Annotated in this window: 18 protein-coding genes; 8 read left to right on the forward strand and 10 right to left on the reverse strand. The window is 74.0% G+C overall.

Annotated features, from left to right (window positions below; genetic code table 11):
- Positions 1-47 precede the first annotated feature (47 nt).
- A complete protein-coding gene (locus ACF1AK_RS06535) occupies positions 48-2,237 on the reverse strand; it encodes an MMPL family transporter (RefSeq protein WP_391497636.1) in 2,190 nt (729 codons plus the stop codon).
- Between the two features lie 264 nt (positions 2,238-2,501).
- Between ACF1AK_RS06535 and ACF1AK_RS06540 the strand changes: the two genes are divergently transcribed.
- Both ACF1AK_RS06540 and ACF1AK_RS06545 read left to right on the forward strand, forming a co-directional pair.
- Positions 2,502-3,884 carry a sensor histidine kinase gene (locus ACF1AK_RS06540; protein WP_391497637.1) on the forward strand — a complete coding sequence of 461 codons (1,383 nt, stop codon included), beginning with the start codon at positions 2,502-2,504 and terminating at the stop codon, positions 3,882-3,884.
- The gene (locus ACF1AK_RS06545) at positions 3,881-4,591 is read left to right on the forward strand and encodes a response regulator (RefSeq protein WP_391497638.1); all 711 of its coding nucleotides are present in this window, start codon (positions 3,881-3,883) and stop codon (positions 4,589-4,591) included. Before ACF1AK_RS06540 ends, ACF1AK_RS06545 begins: the two co-directional genes overlap by 4 nt.
- Here the strand turns inward: ACF1AK_RS06545 and ACF1AK_RS06550 are convergent.
- The 3 genes from ACF1AK_RS06550 to ACF1AK_RS06560 all read right to left on the reverse strand — a co-directional run bounded on the left by ACF1AK_RS06550 (position 4,581) and on the right by ACF1AK_RS06560 (position 7,228).
- On the reverse strand, positions 4,581-4,997 hold the full coding sequence (locus ACF1AK_RS06550; RefSeq protein ID WP_391497639.1) for an RNHCP domain-containing protein: 417 nt from the start codon (positions 4,995-4,997) through the stop codon (positions 4,581-4,583). The genes ACF1AK_RS06545 and ACF1AK_RS06550 overlap by 11 nt on opposite strands.
- 26 nt (positions 4,998-5,023) lie before the next feature.
- Positions 5,024-5,392 (reverse strand): RNHCP domain-containing protein, encoded by a 369-nt coding sequence (locus tag ACF1AK_RS06555; protein WP_391497640.1) that lies wholly within the window; start codon positions 5,390-5,392, stop codon positions 5,024-5,026.
- A 273-nt stretch (positions 5,393-5,665) separates the two neighbouring features.
- Positions 5,666-7,228, reverse strand: coding sequence for a histidine decarboxylase (locus ACF1AK_RS06560; protein WP_391497641.1), 1,563 nt, complete (start codon positions 7,226-7,228; stop codon positions 5,666-5,668).
- Positions 7,229-7,408: 180 nt separating this feature from the next.
- On the opposite strand from ACF1AK_RS06560, the gene ACF1AK_RS06565 reads away from it, so the two are divergent.
- The gene (locus tag ACF1AK_RS06565; protein ID WP_391497642.1) at positions 7,409-7,894 is read left to right on the forward strand and encodes an Lrp/AsnC family transcriptional regulator; all 486 of its coding nucleotides are present in this window, start codon (positions 7,409-7,411) and stop codon (positions 7,892-7,894) included.
- Between the two features lie 52 nt (positions 7,895-7,946).
- Here the strand turns inward: ACF1AK_RS06565 and ACF1AK_RS06570 are convergent, their stop codons facing one another.
- Positions 7,947-8,846, reverse strand: coding sequence for an isocitrate lyase/phosphoenolpyruvate mutase family protein (locus ACF1AK_RS06570; RefSeq protein ID WP_391497643.1), 900 nt, complete (start codon positions 8,844-8,846; stop codon positions 7,947-7,949).
- Positions 8,847-8,911: 65 nt separating this feature from the next.
- Between ACF1AK_RS06570 and ACF1AK_RS06575 the strand changes: the two genes are divergently transcribed.
- A complete protein-coding gene (locus ACF1AK_RS06575; RefSeq protein WP_391497644.1) occupies positions 8,912-9,619 on the forward strand; it encodes an ArsR/SmtB family transcription factor in 708 nt (235 codons plus the stop codon).
- A gap of 65 nt (positions 9,620-9,684) precedes the next feature.
- Here ACF1AK_RS06575 and ACF1AK_RS06580 read toward each other — a convergent pair whose 3' ends face one another.
- The 3 genes from ACF1AK_RS06580 to ACF1AK_RS06590 all read right to left on the reverse strand — a co-directional run bounded on the left by ACF1AK_RS06580 (position 9,685) and on the right by ACF1AK_RS06590 (position 13,663).
- Positions 9,685-10,194 carry a DinB family protein gene (locus ACF1AK_RS06580; RefSeq protein WP_391497645.1) on the reverse strand — a complete coding sequence of 170 codons (510 nt, stop codon included), beginning with the start codon at positions 10,192-10,194 and terminating at the stop codon, positions 9,685-9,687.
- Positions 10,191-10,994 carry a VOC family protein gene (locus ACF1AK_RS06585; RefSeq protein WP_391497646.1) on the reverse strand — a complete coding sequence of 268 codons (804 nt, stop codon included), beginning with the start codon at positions 10,992-10,994 and terminating at the stop codon, positions 10,191-10,193. The genes ACF1AK_RS06580 and ACF1AK_RS06585 overlap by 4 nt, the downstream gene beginning before the upstream one ends.
- Before the next feature lie 134 nt (positions 10,995-11,128).
- Positions 11,129-13,663: a germacradienol/geosmin synthase gene (locus tag ACF1AK_RS06590; RefSeq protein WP_391497647.1), complete on the reverse strand. Its 2,535-nt coding sequence runs from the start codon at positions 13,661-13,663 to the stop codon at positions 11,129-11,131.
- 267 nt (positions 13,664-13,930) lie between these two features.
- Between ACF1AK_RS06590 and cyaB the strand changes: the two genes are divergently transcribed.
- From cyaB to ACF1AK_RS06605, 3 genes are all read left to right on the forward strand, one after another.
- Positions 13,931-14,485 (forward strand): class IV adenylate cyclase, encoded by a 555-nt coding sequence (cyaB, locus tag ACF1AK_RS06595; protein WP_391497648.1) that lies wholly within the window; start codon positions 13,931-13,933, stop codon positions 14,483-14,485.
- Between the two features lie 146 nt (positions 14,486-14,631).
- The gene (locus ACF1AK_RS06600) at positions 14,632-15,252 is read left to right on the forward strand and encodes an HhH-GPD-type base excision DNA repair protein (RefSeq protein WP_391497649.1); all 621 of its coding nucleotides are present in this window, start codon (positions 14,632-14,634) and stop codon (positions 15,250-15,252) included.
- A gap of 147 nt (positions 15,253-15,399) precedes the next feature.
- A complete protein-coding gene (locus ACF1AK_RS06605; RefSeq protein WP_391497650.1) occupies positions 15,400-16,344 on the forward strand; it encodes a S1 family peptidase in 945 nt (314 codons plus the stop codon).
- A 9-nt stretch (positions 16,345-16,353) separates the two neighbouring features.
- On the opposite strand, the gene ACF1AK_RS06610 is transcribed toward ACF1AK_RS06605, so the two are convergent.
- Together ACF1AK_RS06610 and ACF1AK_RS06615 are read right to left on the reverse strand one after the other, a co-directional pair.
- The gene (locus ACF1AK_RS06610) at positions 16,354-16,569 is read right to left on the reverse strand and encodes a KTSC domain-containing protein (protein ID WP_391497651.1); all 216 of its coding nucleotides are present in this window, start codon (positions 16,567-16,569) and stop codon (positions 16,354-16,356) included.
- 83 nt (positions 16,570-16,652) lie between these two features.
- Positions 16,653-18,074 (reverse strand): MFS transporter, encoded by a 1,422-nt coding sequence (locus tag ACF1AK_RS06615; RefSeq protein WP_391498034.1) that lies wholly within the window; start codon positions 18,072-18,074, stop codon positions 16,653-16,655.
- A 195-nt stretch (positions 18,075-18,269) separates the two neighbouring features.
- On the opposite strand from ACF1AK_RS06615, the gene ACF1AK_RS06620 reads away from it, so the two are divergent.
- Positions 18,270-19,250 (forward strand): helix-turn-helix transcriptional regulator, encoded by a 981-nt coding sequence (locus ACF1AK_RS06620; protein ID WP_391497652.1) that lies wholly within the window; start codon positions 18,270-18,272, stop codon positions 19,248-19,250.
- The last annotated feature ends 75 nt before the right edge of the window (positions 19,251-19,325 follow it).

Genomic DNA, 19,325 nt, shown 5'->3' on the forward strand with positions numbered 1-19,325 from the left:
GGTGGGGGCCGGGCCTCCGTGGGCGCCCGGGGCAGGCGGGCGCCCGGTCAGGGGGTGGGGGCGTAGTGGGTGGGGGCGGGCGTGGGGGCCGGGGCGGAGGCCGGGGTGGGGCGGAGCGGCCACCAGAGGGAGCGGCCGAGGAGGGTCGCCAGGGCGGGGACCAGGCCGAGGGAGAGGACGACGGCGGAGAGCAGGATGCCGAGCGTCAGGGCGAAGGCGATCTGGGCGCTGCCGGGGGTGGTGGCGAGGGTCGCGAAGGAGCCGGCCAGGACCAGGCCCGCGGTGGCGACGGCGGGTGCGGTGTGGCGGACGGCGCGGGCGACCGCGGCGCGGGCCGGGCCGGGGTGGTGCATCTCCTCGCGGATCCGGTCGGTGATGAGGATGTTGTAGTCGGTGCCCAGGGCCACCACGAACAGGAACAGCACCAGGGGAAGGGTGAAGTTGACGCCGGGCTCGTCCAGCACGTGCTGGAACAGCAGGGTGGCGGCGCCCAGGGTGGCGGCGAAGCCGAGCCCGACGGCGAGCATCAGCACCACCGGGGCGAGCAGGCTGCGCAGCAGGAGCAGCAGGATCAGGGCGATCAGGGCGGCGGCGACCGGGAAGACGATCGTCAGGTCGTGGTCGACGGCGGCGGAGACGTCGGCGAAGACCGCCGCCGTGCCGCCGACGTGGGCGCTGGTCCCGGCGGGGGTGTGGGCGGCGACGGCGGCGCGGACGGGTCCGGAGGCCAGCTCGCGGGCGCGGGCGCTCTGCGGGTCGGCGGTGAGGAAGAGGTCGATCCGGGCGGCGCGGCGGTCCCCGTTCAGGACGGTGCCGCCCACCTGGCCGACGCCCTCGACCTTCGCGAGGGCGCGGGAGAGGCCGTCGAGCCGGGCCGGGTCCAGGGTGCCGCCGCCCTGCGCGGTGACGTAGACGGTGGTCGGGTCGGACACGCCCGCCGGCAGGGCGCGGGAGATCTCCGCGGCGGTGGCCGCGGCCGCCGTCTTCGAGCCGCCGCCCTGGCCGTAGTCCATCCGGACCCCGGTCATCCCGGCGGCGAGGGCGCCGAGCAGCGCGACGGAGGCGAGCAGCAGGACCAGCGGGCGCCGGGCGACGAAGGCGCCGTAGCGGGCGGCCGTGCCGACGCCCGGTTCCCGGTCCAGGCTGCGGGAGGGCCAGAACATCTTGCGGCCGCAGGCGGCGAGCAGGGCCGGCATCAGGGTGAGGCTGCCCAGCAGCATCACCAGGACGGCGACGGCGATCGCCGGGCCGAGCGAGCGGAACTGTCCGAAGGTCGCCACGCCCAGGGTGGCGAAGGCGGCGACGATGGTCAGCGCGGCGGAGGTGATCGCGGTGCCCACCCGGGCGGAGACCTCGGCGGCCGCCTCGCGGGCGGGCTGGTCGGGCCGGGCGCGCAGGTGCTCGCGGAACCGGAAGAGCAGGAACAGCAGGTAGTCGACGCCGATGCCGAGCAGGACCACGGAGATCAGGCTCGGGGTGGAGGAGTCCAGCCGCAGGCCGGTGAGCGCCGCCGCGCCGGCCACCGCTCCGCCGGCGACGCCGCCGATCATGGCGACCGCGAGCAGCGGCAGCACGGCCGCGAGCACGCTGCGGAACACCAGCACGTTGAGCAGGACGATCAGCACGATGACGAGGCTGCTGCCGATGAGCGCGGCGGTCCGGTTGTCGTCCGCGCTGTCGGTGGCCTCGGCCAGGCCGCCGGTGAACCCGGTGCGCATCCCGGCGTCGGCGAACGTCGCCCGGGCGGAGTCCCGGAAGGTCCGGTAGACCTCCTGGACGCCCTCGTCCACGGCGTTGCCGGTCAGTTCGACGGAGAGCAGTTCGAAGCTCCGGTCGGGCGCCGTCATCGCCGGGGCCACCCGGGGGGTCTGCGAGCGGTCGGGCTTGAGGAAGGCCGGCTCGTCCTTCACCCTGGGCATGACGACCCGGCGCTTGCCGAGTTCCGCCGCTCCGGCCTCGATCCGCCGCTGGTCGCCCTCGGTGAGCGCCTTGCCGTCGCTCCGGGCGACGAGCACGGTGATCGTGGTGGCGTCGGGCTTCACCCCGAACTGCTCCTCGGCGATCCGCAGGGCGGCGGCCGAGTCGTAGCTCTTCGGCAGGAAGTCCCCGGTCTGGGACTGCGTGACCCGGTTGAGCAGCAGCGGGCCCAGCGCGGTCAGCCCGAGCCCCAGCACCACCCATAGGACGATGACCTTCCACGCGTTCCTGGTGGAGAATCCGGTCAGTGCGCGGATCACGGTGCCCTCCGGCTGATGGACGCGAACGTCGGCCTTGGCGCCGGGGGTTCCCGGCCTGCTTCCAGACCATCAGGTGAGAGGGGTGCCGGGCGTCCGGGCAGCGGACGATCCGCACCGGGGCCCCCGGTCCCCCGCCGGCCCGGAACCGGGACCGTGCTCCTGGTCCGGCCGCCCGTCCTCGGCCGGAGGGACCATCCGGGGCCGGCCGGCCGGATGCCAGAATGAGGTCATCAGGGCTGGTCGGCCGGGAGGACGAGGGACGGAATGGACGGGCGTCAGCGCCCGGGGGCGCCCGTGGACGAGGTGCCGCGGCACACGCCGGACCCCCGGACATCCGAGCAGCCCCGGTCGGAGCAACCGCAGAAGGCGGAGAAACCCCGGAAGGCCGAGAAGCCGCAGAAGCTGCAGAAGGCGCAGAAGGCACAGAAAGCGCAGAAAGCGCAGAAAGCGCAGAAGCCGCGGAAGCTCGCCGACGGTCTGCCGTGGACCCAGGCCGACGCGCTGATCGCCGTCGTCACCGGCACCCTGGACCTCCTCGCCCACCTGCTCGTCAGCGAGGTGGACGAGCAGGCCGCCCCCGCCGTCGGCGTACCGGTCTTCGTGCTCCTCGCGCTGTCGGGCGTGCCCCTGCTCGCCCGGCGCCGGCACCCGGTCCTGGCGCTCGCCGCCGTCCTGCCGATCCAGGCCGTGATCGACCTGGCGAGCCCGATGGGCATCCGCTTCGGCGCCGTCCTGACGGTCGCGCTGTACGCGGCCGCCCGGTACCGCACCTGGCCGGTCGCCACCGCCGCCGCCGCCGCCACGGCGCTGACGGCGATGCTGAGCCAGAGCGGCCTGCGCACGCCCACCTGGGAGGGGTTCATCGCCGGCGTCTGCTCCGCCGGCCTGGTGACCGGCACCGGCCTCGCCGTCGCCCGCTGGCAGCGCGAGGTGAACGCCAACCGCAAGCTGCTGGCCGACCGCGCGGTGGCCGAGGAACGCCGCCGCATCGCCCGGGAGTTGCACGACATCGTGGCTCACCACATCACGACCATGCAGCTGATGGCCGGCGGCGCCCGCGCCAACCTCGGCAACCCGGAGGTGGTCCGGGACGCGCTGGTCACCCTGGAGTCCTCCGGGCGACTGGCGCTGCGCGAGATGCGCCAGCTGCTGAACGTCCTGCGGGCCGACGACGTGCCGGACGCCGTCCCGGCCTCGCCCCAGCCCGGGGCGGACGACCTCGGCCGGCTGGTCGAGGACTCCCGCCGGGCCGGGCTGCCGACCGACTTCGAGGTGCACGGCTCCCCGCGGCCCCTGCCGCCGACGCTCGGGCTGACGGTGTTCCGGATCGTCCAGGAGGGGCTCACCAACGCCCGCAAGTACGCGGGGCCGGCCCGCGCCCGCGTCCTGCTGGCGTACCGCACGGACGGGATCACCGTCGAGGTGCGCGACGACGGCGGGGGCGCCCCGCCCCGGGGCCCCGACCACGGTCCGGGCCGGGGCGGCTACGGCCTGATCGGCATGCGCGAGCGGGTCGCCCTGCACGGCGGCACCCTGGAGGCCGGGCCCCGGCCGGACGGCGGCTTCACCGTGCTGGCGGAACTGCCACTGGCGGCGGAGGAGACGTCCGAGGCGGCGGTCCAGCACGGAGAGGCGGCGGTCCGGTGACGGCCGCCGAGCCCGGGATCCGGGTGCTCATCGTGGACGACCAGCCGCTGGTGCGGCGCGGTCTGTCGCTGATCCTCTCGCCGGACCCGGCCTTCGACGTGGTCGGTGAGGCCGAGGACGGGGAGCAGGCCGTCGCGCTCGCCCACCGGCTGCGCCCCGACGTCGTGGTGATGGACATCCGGATGCCCGTCCTGGACGGGGTCGCCGCGACCGAGGAGCTGGCCCGCACCCTGCCGGCGTGCCGGGTCCTGGCGCTCAGCACCTTCGACATGGACGAGTACGTGGTGGCCGCGCTGCGGGCCGGCGCGCACGGGTTCCTGCCCAAGGACGTCTCGCCGGAGGACCTGGCGGCGGCGATCCGCACCGTCCACACCGGGGAGGCGGTGGTCGCCCCGCGCCTGCTCACCCGGCTGATCTCCACCTACGTCCGGGCGCCGCTCGGTGCCCCGTCGCCGCCCGCCGTTGCCCCGGGGGAGCTCACGCCGCGCGAGGTGGAGGTGTGGCGGCTGATGGCCACCGGCCTCGACAATCCCGGCATCGCCCGGGCCATGGACATCAGCCAGTCCACGGTGAAGAACCACATCACCAGCCTGTTCGGCAAGCTCGACGTGCGCGACCGCGCGCAGGCGGTCATCGCGGCCTACGAGTCCGGTCTGGTCACCGCCCGTGCGGGGGGCGGTGACCAGACCGGCGGGGTCACAGGCTGAACAGCGTGCGGCGGGCGAAGTCCGCGTCCCGCAACGGCCGGAGCGCGAGCCGGAGCAGCGGCAGCGGGTTGTCGTCGCCGGCGATCCGGTTGGTGCTCAGCTCGCCGCAGGACAGGCACTGGTGGACGATCATCCACTCGCCGTCCGGGCGCGCGGACATGCCCAGCGGCTCCATCCGGCCCCGGCAGCCGGCGGCGCGGTCACCGGGGACGCGACGGTCGACGTGGAGGCTGGTCAGGCAGTTCGGGCAGTGGTTGCGGTGGACGGTGCCGGGGGCGTCCACCGGGACGTCCAGCCGGCAGCCGACGCACCGGAAGTCGTTCGCCCGGTGCCCGTCCCTGGCGTGCAGGACGTCCTTGGGGCGCTGCCGGCGGCGGCCGTCGCCGCTGTTCCGCTGTCGTGGCACGGTCGGTCTCCCTTTCCTGCGGCGGTTCAGAGGGAGCCGAACGCTTCGAGCGGGAACGGCGGTTGGGCCAGCGGCCGGACGGCGATGCGCATCAGGATGAGCTGGTTGTCGTCCCGGCAGACCGGGTTGGACGTCAACTCGTCGCAGCGCACGCAGCGGTGGACGACCATCCAGTCGCCGGTGCGCAGCACGGCGATGGCGATCGGCGACATCCGCCCGTGGCACGCGCTCGGACCGCCCTCGACGTGGTCGAGGACGTGCTGCGAGTGCAGGCAGGACGGGCAGTGGTTGCGCCGCGCGCCGTCACCGGCGAACGTGGACACGGTCAGGCCGCACCAGGCGCAGGCGAAGGTGGCGGTCTTCAGGGTGTTGCGTGTGTTGGTGGTGCTGGACACCCGGGGTGCTCCTTGCTGGAGGTCAACGATGACAGCAAGAGCAGGCCGAGCGGCCTCGACGACGTTCGTCAGGCGGTGTGGCGAGGCGCACTCGGCGCGGTCCAGGACATCAAGACACCCTCTCGGAGGCACGGGGCCGTAGCAGTGACGGACAGACGGAGCGGCGAGCGTAACAACGCCGCCGGCGCCGGTGCCACCGAATAATCCCCGGCCGACCCCCGGTGCGCCGCCGCGCCGGTGCGCCGGCGCACCGGCGCGGCGGGGTGCCGCGGGTCAGACGGCGGCGGGGGCGGCGGCGGTGCCGGGGGCGGAGAGGATGACCGGGTCCCGGGCGAGGTCGGCGAGCAGGGCGTCCAGCTTCGCGCGGTCCACCGAGGGCATCAGGAAGACGTGCACGTAGCCGCGCAGGCTCGTCGGGTCTCCGGGGATGGTCAGGACGTTCTCGCAGGACAGCGACCATTTGGCGACCAGGCCGGCGCTGGGCTTGCGGAACCGCACGGTGATCGCGCCGGGGGTGCGGGCCGGCCAGAGCTCGGCGCCGGTCTCCGCCTCCAGCTCGTGGAGCCGGCGCTCCAGGTGGGCGGCCAGCTCCTGGGAACGGCGGATCCGGTCGACCTGGTCGCGGTAGGAGTGCCGGGAGAGGTGGTCCCAGAGCACCAGCGGCGAGAAGCCGTTGCGGGAGCCGGCGAAGGTGCTGTCGGGGGCGCCGATGTACTCGGGCCGGGTCGGCGGTTCGAGCTGGTACTTGGTCTTCGTCATGAAGACGCCGCAGGGCCACGGCACACCGGCCCACTTGTGGCCGCTCATCGCGATCGACGCGACCATGTCGACCTCGCCGGCGGTCCGGCTCGGCAGGGTGAGGCCGAAGTCGAACTCCGGTGCGCCGGCGCCGGGTTCCGGCGCCCAGCCGTACGCCGACGGGTCCTCGGCGGCCATCCGCAGGAACGGCGCGTACCCGGCGCCGAGCGCACCGTCGACGTGGATCCAGAAGCCCCGGCGCCCGCCGTCGCGCGCGCCCGCGCCCGGCAGCAGGCCGTGCCGCTCGAAGACCGGCAGCAGCCGCTCGCACGCGCCGCGGACGTCGTCGTGGGCGCCCTTGAACGTGCTCCCGAGGTTGAAGTTGACGAAGACCGGGTGGCCCTTCGCCGCGAAGAACTCCACCAGCACCGCCAGCGCGTCCACGTCGACGGCGCCGGGCCCGTCCCAGGAGGTGCCGGACGGACCGGGCAGCGAGGGCACCTCGGCGGGCCAGTCGCCGCCGAGCGGGCACTCGCCCGGGTAGTCCGCCGTGCCGACCGCGTGGAAGGTGTCGACGCCCAGCACCCGGACGGCCTTGGCGAAGGAGTAGTGGGTGTCCTCCGAGTAGAACGCCACCGGGCGGGGGGCGCCGGGGCGGGTCAGGTAGTCGCGGGCGTTCCAGAGGGCGTACATGTTGCCCTCGGTCGAGCCCATGGACAGCATGTAGCCCCAGTACGACCCGGGATCGGCCGGGTCGTACGGGCGCCCGGCGTGCCAGAGGCGCGCGTAGTAGTCGAGCACGGCGCGCTCGACGACCTTGGTGTTCGGCTTGTAGCCGCCGCTCTGGAACGGGTCGCCGAGGTTGTTGATGTTGCTGAGCATGAAGCGGGCGAGGTCGAGGGCGCTGCCCGCGAGCTCCTGGGTGGCCTGGTAGCCGACCAGGTGCCGGCGCTTGCGCGTCAGGTACCCGTCGATCCGGTCGAGGGCGCGCAGCCGCTCGCCGTCGGTGAGCCCCTCGGCGGGTATCGCGAAGTCCCCGCTCTCCGGCGCCGCGTCGATGTGGACCGGGGCGCCGGCGGGGGCGGTGGTGGGGCTCATGGGTGCGGCGCTCCGGGTTCGCTGAGGGCGGGCGGGGGCTGGACGGCGGCGGGGCGGCCGTGGCCGCTCGCCCGTCAGGATGGAACTTTTCACTGCCCGGGCGAAAGCCTTCCGCAGAAGATTCGGAATCGGCCGCGCCTGTCTTGCGGATCTGCGGCGCGGTCGGGGACGCTGAGCGGCGTGCCGAATTTTCCGCAGGCCCACCGGGCGCCCATCGACGACACCGACCGCGCGATCCTGCGCGTGCTCGCCGAGAACGCCCGCACGCCCAACAACGCGCTCGCCGAGGCCGTGGGCATCGCCCCCTCGACCTGTCTGGCGCGGGTGCGCACGCTGCGCGAGCGCGGCATCGTCCGCGCCTTCCGGACGGAGATAGACCCCGCCGCGATCGGGCTGCCCCTGCAGGCGATGATCTCGGTCCGGCTCCGGGCGCACACCCGTGAGCGGATCGAGAGCTTCCGGAGCACCGCCCCCGATCTGCCGGGCGTCCTGGCGGTGTTCCACATGGCCGGGTCCGACGACTACCTGCTGCACGTCGGCGTGGCCGGCCCGGAGGAGCTGCGCGACTTCGTCGTGGACCACCTCACCACCCATCCCGCGGTGGCGCAGACCCGCACCAACCTGATCTTCGAGCAGATCCCGGGCCGCCGTTATCTGACCGGGTGACGGCGGCCCGGGATCCGCTTTCCCGGGATCCGCTTTCCCGGGATCCGCCCGCCTAGCGCCCGTCGGCGTACAGGGCCTGGACGGTGGCGTAGCCGGGGGCGTCGACCGGTGCGGCGGGGCCGGGAGCGCCGGCGCGGACGGCGAGCGCGGTGGAGACGGCCGCGGCGAGGGCGGTGCGGTAGAGGTAGGAGCCGAGGCTGACCCGGGCGACCCCCAGGGCCGCGAGCTCGGGGAGGGTGGGGCCGGCCGGGGTGTAGAGGATGTTCAGCGGGAGGGCGAGGGAGCCGCAGAGCCGCTCGATCGCGGCCCGGTCGGTGAGGCCGGGGACGAACAGGCCGTCGGCGCCCGCCCGTCGGTAGGCCGCGAGGCGGCGGTCGGTCTCCTCGGCGGGGTCGGGCAGGGCCAGCCAGTGGGTGTCGGTGCGGGCGTTGACGAACAGGGCCGGAGCGGCGGCCTTGATCGCGGCGATCTTGTCGGCATGCACGGCGGCCGGGCTGAGCGTGCCGTCCGGGCGGCCGTCCTCCAGGTTGATGCCGGCGACTCCGGCCTCCGCCAACTCGACGGCGAAAGCGGCGACTTCGTCCGGGTCGTCGCTGAAGCCGTGCTCCACGTCGACGGAGAGCAGATACCGCCCGGAGCGGCCGAGGCGGTCGGCCAGCCGCAGCGTCTCGTCGCGGGTCGCCGCCGCGCCGTCGGGCAGTCCGGCCGCCGCCGCGACCCCGAGGCTGGTGGTGCCGATGGCGGCGAAGCCCTGCTCGGCGAGGACGGCGGCGGAGGCGTGGTCCCAGGCGTTGGGCAGCAGCAGCGGCTCGCCGGGACGGCGGTGCAGGGCGGCGAACGGGGTGTCGAGCAAGGGGCCGAGCGGGGGGTGCTCGTGCGGGCGGGGCGCGTGCGGGGAGTGCGCGTGCGGGCGGGGCGCGTGCGGGGCGGTGGAAGCGGTGGGATCGGCCATGCGCCCCACGCTAGGACCGGAACGTTTCGGCCCCCGCCGAACCGTTTCCGCGGCACCATGGACGCATGACCCTCGCCCACCTCGCCGGTCTGCTCGCCGACCCGACCCGCGCCGCGTTCTGCATGGCCCTGCTCGACGGCCGCGCCTGGACCGCCGGCGAGCTGGCCCGGCACGCCCGCGTGGCGCCGTCCACGGCGAGCGAGCACCTGTCCCGGCTGATCGCCGGCGGCCTGCTGGCCGAGGAGCGCCAGGGCCGTCACCGGTACGTCCGGCTGGCCGGCCCCGAGGTCGCCACCCTGATCGAGGACCTGGCGTCCTTCCCGGTCCCGGCCGGACCGGCCGACCGGCCGCCGTCCCCCACCGCCCCCGGTTCGCTGCGCGAGGCCACCCGCACCAGCGCCGAGGCCCGCGCCCGCACCTGCTACGACCACCTGGCCGGGCGCCTCGGCGTGGCCGTGCGCGACGCCGTGATCGCCCGCGGCCTGGTGGCGGACGAGGACGGCCCGGCGCTCACCGGGCGCGGCCGGTCCTGGCTGGCCGAACTGGGCGTGGAGCTGCCTCCCCGGGCCGGACGCTCCGGCGGCCGCCCGGTGGTCCGCACCTGCCTGGACTGGACCGAGCGGCGCAGCCACCTGGGCGGCGCGTTCGGGGCGGCGCTCTGCCGGACGGCGCTGGACCGCGCCTGGGTCGAACGGATCGGCTCCGGCCGCGCCCTGCGGGTGACCCCGGACGGCGCGAGCGCGCTGCAGGACCTGCTCGGCGTCGCGCTCTGAGCCCTTGAGCCCTTGAGCCGCTGCGCCGCTGCGCCGTCGAGCCCCCACCGCGCGCCCCCGCCCGCTCAGCCCATCGTCTTCGCCCCGTCCAGCGCCTCCCGGATGATGTCGGCGTGGCCCGCGTGCTGCGCCGTCTCCGCGATGACGTGCAGCAGCACCCGCCGCACCGACCAGGCGGCCCCCGGCTCGAACCACGGCGCCACCGGCAGCGCGTGCACCAGGTCGAGGTCCGGCAGGCCCGCCACCAACGCGTCCGTCTCGGCGGCCACCCGCTCGTAGCCGGCGAGCAGCCCGGCCAGGGTCTCGTCCCCGGTCATCCGGAACTGCCCTTCCCAGTCCACCGGCTCGGCCTCCATCGCCGCCGCGCCGTCGACGGCGAACCGCATCCAGCGCGCCTCCGTCCCGCTGACGTGCTTGATCAGCCCGCCGAGGCACAGCTCGCTGACCGTGGTGCGCCGGGCGGCCTGCTCGTCGGTGAGGTCGCGGACGGTGTACCGCAGGAAGCCCCGGTGCCTGTCCAACGTCCGCAGCAGGTCCGCCCGCTCCCCGTGGAGGGCGGTGCCGGCGGAGGTCACTCCGCCACCGTCACCGGCAGGTCCCCCGCCGTCCTCCCGAGGTCGATCACGCCGAACGCGGCCCCCTGCGGGTCGCCGACGGCCGCGAACCGGCCGAACGGGCTGTCCATCGGACCGGCGTACAGCTTGCCGCCACGCTCGGTGATCCTGGCGACGGTCGCGTCGCAGTCGTCCACCGCGAAGTACACGCTGAGGTAGTTCGGCGCCTCGGGCGGCAGGTCGTCGGGGCCGGCCTGCATCCGGCCCAGCACCGGCTGCTCCCGGACGTCGTAGATCTTGTAGTCGACCTGCTCGGAATCCATCCGCTTCACCGTGTACGGGAACACGGCGGGGAAGAAGCCGTCCGCGGCGGCCCCGTCGCGGGTGATCACCTCGGCCCAGGTGTACGCGCCGGGTGCGCCCTGCTTCTCGAAGCCCTCGTGGGTGCCGGCCTGCCAGACGCCGAAGACGACGCCCGCCGGGTCCTTGGCGATCACCATCGAGCCGAACTCGCCGACCGTCATCGGGCCCATCAGCACCTCGCCGCCGTTGCCGCGGATCCTCTCGGCGGTGGTGGCGGCGTCGGGCGAGGCGAGGTAGAGGCACCAGGCGGAGGTCACCTCGCCGTCCTGGTTCGGCATCGGCGGGACGATCGCGGCGACCGCCTTGCCGTCGGAGTAGGCCTGCGTGTAGTTGCCGTACTCGGTGGAGGACTCACCGAAGGTCCAGCCGAGCACATCGCCGTAGAAGGCCTTGGCGCCCTCCAGGTCGGCGAACATCGCGTCGGCCCAGCAGGGCGTTCCCTCGGGTAGCGCAGCCATGACGAAGCCCTCTCGTGTGACGTTTGTCCCGATTCGTCACCCTAGCCAGTCCTCCACCCGTCCGCGCGCGCAAAGGCGGCGGCCCGTCGGGGCCGGAACCCCCGGCGGACCGCCGCACACCCGTCGGCCCGCCGCTACCCGACCGCCGCCCGGCCGAGGGCGCCCGCCACCGTGGCCGCCGAGGTCCCCAGCCCGGTCGGCCGCACCAGCAGGGCAGCGGCCACCCCGCCGCCCGGTTCGACCGCCTCCTGTGCGAGGGTCCCCGGTGCCTCGGCCGCCTCCCGCCCGAAGTGCCGCAGCAGGTCCTCCTCCCGGTACCGCCGGCAGCCGCGGTGCCAGGCCAGTATCCCGGCGAGCCAGTTCTCCAGCTCCCTGACGTACCCGGCGAGCACCGCCCGGGCCGGTCCGTCCAGCGCGAAGTCCGCGAACAGCGCCGGGAGCTCCTCGGCCACCACGTGCCGGAACTGGTCGAGCCGCGCGTGCATGAGGTCGTCGACGATCCGCACCGCCGCCGGGTAGTCGCAGCTGAAGAAGTTCTGCACCACCAGGGCGGCGTTGTGCACCTCGCCCTCGAACTCGATCTCCTTCTGGTACGAGAACAGGTCGTTCATCAGGCAGGCGTAGTCGGCGACCGCGTTCTCCAGCGAGCGCATCGGCCCGCTGGCGTAGACCTCCGGCGGCACCACGTTCCCGTGCGCCAGCCGGGACAGGCTCATGGTGAGGTCGGAACCGAAGGTGGAGCGGCGCATCTCCAGGTAGTCGACCGGGTCCGGGATCCTGTTCTGGGCCTGGTTGTTGAGCTCCCAGATCCAGCTCAGCGTCATCGTCCCGACGGCCTCGCGGAGCTTCCCGCGCGCTTCGGCGGTCATCGGCCCGGCGGTCCGCTCCCAGAGGTCCGCCAGCCCGCGCTCCAGCGCGGTGAACGGCTCCGCGGCCGGCTCGCCGTCGACCGGCATGAGCAGGAGGAACCGGGCGTGTGCCGCCTTGGCGCCGGCCAGGTCGCCGGTCCGGCCGAACGCCACCGGGAAGTAGTCGTCCGCGTACGTTCCCCAGGCCAACCAGTCCGTGGTGAGGTCGAGTTGGTCGGCGGAGGCGTCCGGGTGGATGCCGGCCGCGCAGAGCGCGAGGTCGTAGTCGGCCATGCTCCCGGCGGTCCACAGACCCGCGGTGGGGTCCTCCGGCCGGATCTCCAGCAGGCCGATCCGGTCCGCCCAGGCGAGCGTGTGCAGCCGCGAGGACTCCAGGTAGGGGCTCGGGTCGACGGTGAACGGCAGCCGGAACTCCGGCAGTCGCGACGGGCCGACGGCCTGGAACGGCACGTGCGCGTGCGACCGCGCCCGCCGCACCCCGGGGTCGACGTCCCCGCGCGAACCCCCGACCGGGCCCGTCCCCGGCGACTCCAGCGACGCGCCCGTACCCGCCGCGCCCGCCTTCAGCGCCCCCAGCAGCCCGGCCAGCGGCGACTGCCCGACCGTCGGCGCCCAGCCCTTCGTCACCGGCCCCGACCGGCTCAACGAGCCCAGCTCACCGGCCAGATCGTCCAGCGCCCCGCCCGGCTTCAGCACGTCCAGCGCCGAGGTCCCCACCCCGCCGATCGCGAACGGGTCCCACCAGGTGGCGGCCCCTGCCGCCCCCGCCGCGCCCGCCGGACCGGCCGGACCCGCCGAGGCCGCCGCCCCGCCGTCGTTCATGTACCGGCTGGAGCGCAGGTGCCACTCGTGCCCGCCGGCCTGCCAGTCCTGCAGGCCCTTGACGTAGGCCAGCACCCGGGCGCATCCCGCCGGATCCAGCCCGGTGTCCGCGAACAGCTGCGGCAGTTCGGTGAGGACGGTGTTCTCGAACTGCTGGAGGCGGGAGGTCAGCAGGTCGTTGACGGCCTCCGCCGCCTCCTGGGTCGTGCAGTCCAGGAACGTCTCCAGCACCAGGACACCGTTGCTGAGTTCGCCCTCGTCCTCGACCTCGCGCTGGTACGAGAACAGGTCGTTGCGCAGGTGGACGCCGTCCGAGAAGGCGTCCATCAGCACCCGCAGCGGCCGCGCCCCCGACACCTCCGCCGGCACCTCCGCCCCCGCCGCGTACTCGATCAGCCCGGCCGACCACGGCGCCCCGCCCACCTTGCGGCGCATCTCGATGTACTCCACGGGGTTGGCGATCCGCCCCGCGTTGATGTTGGCCAGCTCCCAGAGCGACTCGTTGAGCAGGTTCCGGGTGCTCTCCGCGAACCGGACCCGCCAGTCCTCCCCCATCGACGGCACGGTGCGCCGCCACAGATCGGCGAGCCCGGCCTCGACCGGATTGACCGGCTCGGGCACCTCCGCCCCCGGGTCGGCCGGCATGAACAGCGGCAACCGGTCCAGGTACGCCTTCCCGCCCTCCCGGTCGTTGCTCCGCTTGAAGACCTCCAGGAAGTGGTCGTCGAAGAAGAACACCCAGACGTACCAGTCGGTGACCAGCGACAACGCCTCCGCGGACGCGTCCGGATGGGTGTACGCGCAGAGCAGCCCGTAGTCGTGGGCGTCCAGGTCCGCCCTGGTCCAGACCCCCGACCCCTCCAGCATGCCCATCTCCCGGGCCCACACGGCGGAATGCTCCCGCGCCTCGTCGAGATGCGGATTGAGCCGCGCCGGGTGCGGCACGTAGAAGGACGGCAGTTCGAACGGCTGGGACACCGGGCGGGCCTTTCTGGACGCGTCGACGAGGCCGAATCAGCTTTACCCGACTTCAACGATCTCAGCCGGAGAACCGGAACAGTCATATGAGATCGCCCAGTTCCCTCGAACACCTGCCCAACTCCCCCCTCCCGATTAGCTCACCCGTGCGACTGATCGGCCCCACCCCACCCATCCTCGGCCCGCCCCCGCCGACGGGTTGGTAGGGTCCGCGAACGGCACCGACTCTCGTCCCACCTTCGACGACCGACAAGGGGATCAGCCGCCGTGAAGTACATCGAGGTCGAGCAGAAGTTCCGACTCCTCAGCCCCGTGCAGGAGTTGAAGAACCTCCTCACCAACCTCGGTGCCGCGCCCGGGAGTCCGGTGCGGCAGGTGGACACGTACTACAACGCGCCGCACCGGGACTTCCTCGACAACGACGTCGTCTCCGAGTGGCTGCGGGTGCGGGTGGAGGACGGGGTGGCGTCGGTCAACTTCAAGCGGTTCCATCCGGTCGCGTCGCCGGTCAAGACGCACTGCGACGAGTACGAGAGCAGCGTCGGCGACGCCGAGGCCGTGCGGCGGCTGCTGGCTTCGCTCGACTTCACGGAGCTGACCGTCGTCGACAAGACGCGCGAGGAGTGGCACGTCGACGGGATCGCCGTCGCCTTCGACAGCGTGGCGGGCCTCGGCGAGTTCGTCGAGTTCGAGTTCAAGGGCGACGCCGACGGCGTCGAGCAGGCCACCGCCCGGCTGGAGGCGTTCATCGCGGGGCTCGGCGTCGAGCTCGGCGGGCGGATCCGCCTCGGCTACCCGCACATGACGCTCGGTCTGGAGTAGGCGGCACCGGGCGCTCGCACCCTCCGACGACGAACCACCCCTTGGTTTCAAGGAATCACCAGGTCATGGCGTGTTGACGCGACCCCCTCCTCGCCCGTCCAGCAGACTGGGCGCGACCCGAGTCCACGCTCCGAGGAGGTCGTCCCATGAACGTCACCGTGCGGCTCGCGCAGCAGCCCGAGGCCGACGAGCTGCTCGGGCGGAGCCCGCTCGCCGCGCTCGTCGGGATGCTGCTGGACCAGCAGGTGCCGATGGAGTGGGCGTTCACCGGGCCGCTCACGATCGCCCAGCGGCTGGGGCACGAGGACCTCGACGCGCACGAGATCGCCACGTACAACCCCGAGGAGTTCGTCGCGCTGTTGTGCGAGAAACCGGCCGTGCACCGGTATCCGGCGGCGATGGCGAAGCGGGTGCAGCAGCTCTGCCAGTTCCTGGTGGCGCAGTACGACGGCGACGCCGGCGCGCTCTGGAAGGAGGTCGCGACCGGGCGCGAGCTGCTCAGCCGGCTCAATGCGCTTCCGGGGTTCGGGAAGCAGAAGTCGCAGATCTTCCTCGCGCTGCTCGGCAAGCAGTACGGCGTGCGGCCGGAGGGCTGGCGGGAGGCGGCGGGGGTGTACGGCGAGGAGGGGGCGTTCCGCTCGGTCGCGGACATCACCGGGCCCGAGTCGCTGGAGAAGGTGCGCGCCACCAAGCAGGAGGTGAAGCGCGCCGCCAAGGAGGAGAAGGCGGCGAAGGAGGCGCAGGCGAAGGCCAAGGCCCGGGTCTGAGACCCCGCCCCACCAGGGGGGATATCCCCACCGTCCGGGCACCTGCTGCCGGGCCCCCGGTTCCACGTGGTACCACCGTGGCCCGGGGGGACTCCGACGACCAGGCTGAACACATCCGAAATTTCCCGGCAAAAAGGAACTCTCCCCGTGTTCAGCCTGAAGTCCTCCCGTCGCCGTACCGCCCGCGCCGTCGCCCTCGGTGCCCTCACCGCCGCCGCCGGCGCCACGCTCATGGCCGGCAGCGCCGGGGCGATCGTCAACGGCGGGGACGCCACCGCGAGCTATCCGTTCATGGCGACGATCGCGGAGTCGGCCCCCGCCTACGGCCTGGTGGACGGCAACTGCGGCGCCTCCCTGATCGACCGTCAGTGGGTCCTGACGGCCGCGCACTGCGTCACCGGGGAGGGTCTCGAACTGGAGGGCACCGTCCGGATCGGCAGCGACCAGCGGAAGGCCGGGGGCACCGTCCGGAAGATCGACCGGACCTTCGTCCACCCCGGCTACGTGAACGGCGAGAACGCGGCCGCCAACCAGGACGACCTCGCCCTGGTCCGCCTCGACCGGCCCGTCACCGAGCAGCCCGTCAGGATCGCGCAGGAGGCGGGGCGGCCGGGCACCGCCACGCGCCTGCTGGGCTTCGGCACCGAGGTCGACGGCGAGTTCGCGTTCCCGAACCGGCTCAAGGAGCTGGACACCCGCCTCGGCGCGGAGTCCGAGTGCGCGCCCGGTTTCGCGGGCCCGAGCCGGCTGTGCACGATCACCACCAAGCCGAAGGCGATGGCCTGCTCCGGGGACTCCGGGGGCCCGCAGCTCCAGAAGGGCCGCGACGAGCAGTGGGAGCTGGTCGGCGTCACATCGGGCCCCGGCGCCCTGAACGTGCCTTGTTCGGAAGGGCCCGGTCTCTACACCAGCGCCCCCGCCTACGCGAACTGGATCAAGGACACCATGAAGGCCAACGACACCGGGGCCCTCGCCCGGACCGGTACGAACGACGACACCGCGGCGCTCGCCGCCGTGGCCGCGGTGCTGGTCCTCGCCGGTGGCGCCACCACCGTCGCACTGCGCCGCCGGACGACGCGCCGCTCCGCCTGACGGACGGGCTCACCGCAGCCGCCGCCAGTCGTACCGGTCGCGGATCTCCCGGACGAAGTACCGCCCGCGGCTCTCGGCGGCCATCAGTTCCCGGTGCACCCGCCGCCCCGGCACGGCCAGGCACGCGTACCGGCCCCCGGCCGTGAGCTCCAGCTCAAGGACGCGCCGCGCCGCGTCGTACCCGACCGAGCGCAGCGCCGAGGAGTCCACCGGCGTGCGGTTCACGGCCCTCCCGGTGTGCGCCACGAGGGCCCCGGCCGCGCATGCCGCGCGACCGGGGCCCGACGCCGCCGGGTGCCGGGGCGCGTCTACACCAGGACCGGCTCCCGCTCGGTGTCCTCGGCGGCGGCGGGAGCGGCTCCGCCGGCCCTCCGCCGCCCGGGCAGCGCGAACATCAGCAGGAACACCACCACCAGCACCCCGAGCACCCACCACATCGCGTGCTGGAACGCGCCGGTGAACGGCTCGCCGGCCACCGCCCCGTCCGGCACCGCGCCGAAGAAGGCCACCGACACCAGGCCCAGGCCGAGCGCCAGGCCCACCTGGTTCACCGTGTTGATCAGCCCGGACGCCGAACCGGCGTGCTCCCGCGGCACCTCCGCCAGCACCGCGTCCGTGATCGGCGCGACGATCAGGCCCATCCCGGCGCCCATCACCACCAGGGGCAGCGCCATCTGCCAGGGCGCGATGCCGGTGCCGTACCGGTGCGCCTCGCCGATGTAGACGAGCACGCCCAGCGCCATCACCAGCGCGCCCGCCTGGAGCACCTTGCGCCCGAACCGGGGGACGAGCTGCTGCACGGAGACGCCGGCCGCCGTCGAGCAGGCGAGCGAGAACGGGATGCCGGTCGTGCCGGCCTTCAGCGGACTCCAGCCGAGGCCCAGCTGCATGTAGAGGGTCCAGACCAGGAAGAAGATCCCGGTGACCACGCCGAAGGTCAGCTGGACGCCGATGCCCGCCGCGAAGGACTTCACCCGGAACAGCGAGAGCTCGACCAGCGGCGAGCCGTCCCGCCGCGTCTTGACCCGCTCGTACGCGACGAACAGCGCGAACACCGGCAGGCTGCCCACCATCATCAGGTGACCCCAGAGCGGCCAGCCGGCCTCCCGGCCGTGGGTCAGCGGGTAGATCAGCATCAGCAGCGCGGCACTGGCCAGCACCACGCCGGGCAGGTCGAGCTTGAGGGCGCGCTCGGCCTTCGACTCGTTGATGAAGACCCGGCCGAGCAGCAGGCCGGCGATGCCGACCGGCAGGTTGATCAGGAAGATCGGGCGCCAGCCGAGGCCGAACACGTCCCACTCCGTCAGCAGTGCGCCGATCAGCGGGCCGCTGACCGCGCCGAGCCCGACCACCGCGCCGAACAGGCCGAACACCTTGCCGCGCTCCTCCGCCGGGAAGGTCGCGTGCACGATCGACAGCACCTGCGGCACCATCAGCGCGGCCGTCCCGCCCTGGAGGATCCGCATCGCGACCAGCATCTCGGAGCCGCCGGCGAAACCGCACAGCGCCGACGCGAGCGTGAAGCCCGCCATGCCGATCAGGAACAGCCGCTTGCGGCCGTGGATGTCACCCAAGCGGCCACCGGTGATCAGACCGATCGCGAAGGCCAGCGCATAGCCGCCGGTCACCCACTGCACGGCGGAGAACGACGCCCCCGTGGACTCCTGGATGCTCGGGATCGCGATGTTCACGATCGTGACGTCCACCAGGTCCATGAAGGAGGCCGTCATCACGATCGCCAGCGCGATCCACCTCCGCCGGTCCGACACCGCCCCGGCGGCCACCGCCCCGGGCGCCCCGTCCGCCACCGGATCCGAAACCTTGCCCACCACACACTCCTCGTCGCCGTTCCTCGTCAGCACGTCGACGAAACTAGGAGGTGAGTAGGTCAGGTCCTGACCGCGACTTCCGACACCCTGGATCCCATGACCGACACCCCGGCACGACTCCTCAGCCTGCTCTCCCTCCTCCAGACCCCGCGCGAGTGGCCCGGCAGCGAGCTCGCCGAACGGCTCCGGGTCAGCCCGCGCACCATCCGCCGCGACATCGACCGACTGCGCGACCTCGGTTACCCGGTCGAGGCCACCATGGGGCCGGTCGGCGGCTACCGGCTGGTCGCGGGCACCGCGATGCCACCGCTGCTGCTCGACGACGAGGAGGCCGTGGCCATCGCGGTCGGCCTGCGAGCGGCGGCCGGGCACGCCGTGGTCGGCATCGAGGAGGCCTCGGTGCGCGCCCTCGGCAAACTGCTCCAGGTGCTGCCCGCCCGGCTGCGCCACCGGGTCGCCACCCTGGACCGGGCCACCCTCCCGCTGCTCGGCGGGGACGGCCCGACCGTCGACCCGGAGGACCTCACCGTGCTGGCCAACGCGGTCGCCAACCGCGAGCGGCTGCGCTTCGGCTACCGGGCCGGCGACGGCGCCCAGACCCGGCGCCAGGTCGAACCGGAACGCCTGGTCTCGGCCGGCCGCCGCTGGTACCTGGTCGGCTTCGACCTCGACCGGGACGACTGGCGGCTGTTCCGGGTGGACCGGATCAGCGAGCCCTTCGCCACCGGTGCCCGCTTCACCCCGCGCCCGCTCCCCGCCGAGGACGCCGCCGCGTACGTGGCGGGCAAGCTCCGGCGGCAGTCCCCCACCCCGACCCTGGACGCCACCCTCCACCTGCCCGCCGACGAGGTCCGCCACCGCCTGGGCGGCCACGGCGACGCCGACGAGGTCGAGCCGGTCGACGAGCACACCTGCCGCTTCCGCTCGCACACCGACGCCCCCGACTGGCTGGCCGTGCGGCTCCTGATGCTCGGCTGCGACTTCGAGGTCCACTCACCGCCGGAGATGCGCACCCGCCTGCGCGACCTCGCCGCCCGCGCCACCCGCGCCGCGGACCCGGCCGGGCGCGCCGGCTGACGGCCGGCCCGTGCGTCCTGCTCCGGCTCCGGCTCCTGCCCCTGCTCCTGCCCCTGCTCCGACGGCCGCCGGACC

The sequence above is a fragment of the Kitasatospora sp. NPDC015120 genome (genome assembly GCF_043080305.1).
Lineage (GTDB): Bacteria > Actinomycetota > Actinomycetes > Streptomycetales > Streptomycetaceae > Kitasatospora.

Bases quoted from the DNA above. Each gene is read 5' to 3' on its own strand.
- ACF1AK_RS06540 (WP_391497637.1), top strand. From the start codon at position 2,502: ATGGACGGGCGTCAGCGCCCGGGGGCGCCCGTGGACGAGGTGCCGCGG.
- ACF1AK_RS06560 (WP_391497641.1), bottom strand. From the start codon at position 7,228: ATGAGCCCCACCACCGCCCCCGCCGGCGCCCCGGTCCACATCGACGCG.
- ACF1AK_RS06570 (WP_391497643.1), bottom strand. From the start codon at position 8,846: ATGGCCGATCCCACCGCTTCCACCGCCCCGCACGCGCCCCGCCCGCAC.
- ACF1AK_RS06575 (WP_391497644.1), top strand. From the start codon at position 8,912: ATGACCCTCGCCCACCTCGCCGGTCTGCTCGCCGACCCGACCCGCGCC.
- ACF1AK_RS06585 (WP_391497646.1), bottom strand. From the start codon at position 10,994: ATGGCTGCGCTACCCGAGGGAACGCCCTGCTGGGCCGACGCGATGTTC.
- ACF1AK_RS06600 (WP_391497649.1), top strand. From the start codon at position 14,632: ATGAACGTCACCGTGCGGCTCGCGCAGCAGCCCGAGGCCGACGAGCTG.
- ACF1AK_RS06615 (WP_391498034.1), bottom strand. From the start codon at position 18,074: ATGACGGCCTCCTTCATGGACCTGGTGGACGTCACGATCGTGAACATC.
- ACF1AK_RS06620 (WP_391497652.1), top strand. From the start codon at position 18,270: ATGACCGACACCCCGGCACGACTCCTCAGCCTGCTCTCCCTCCTCCAG.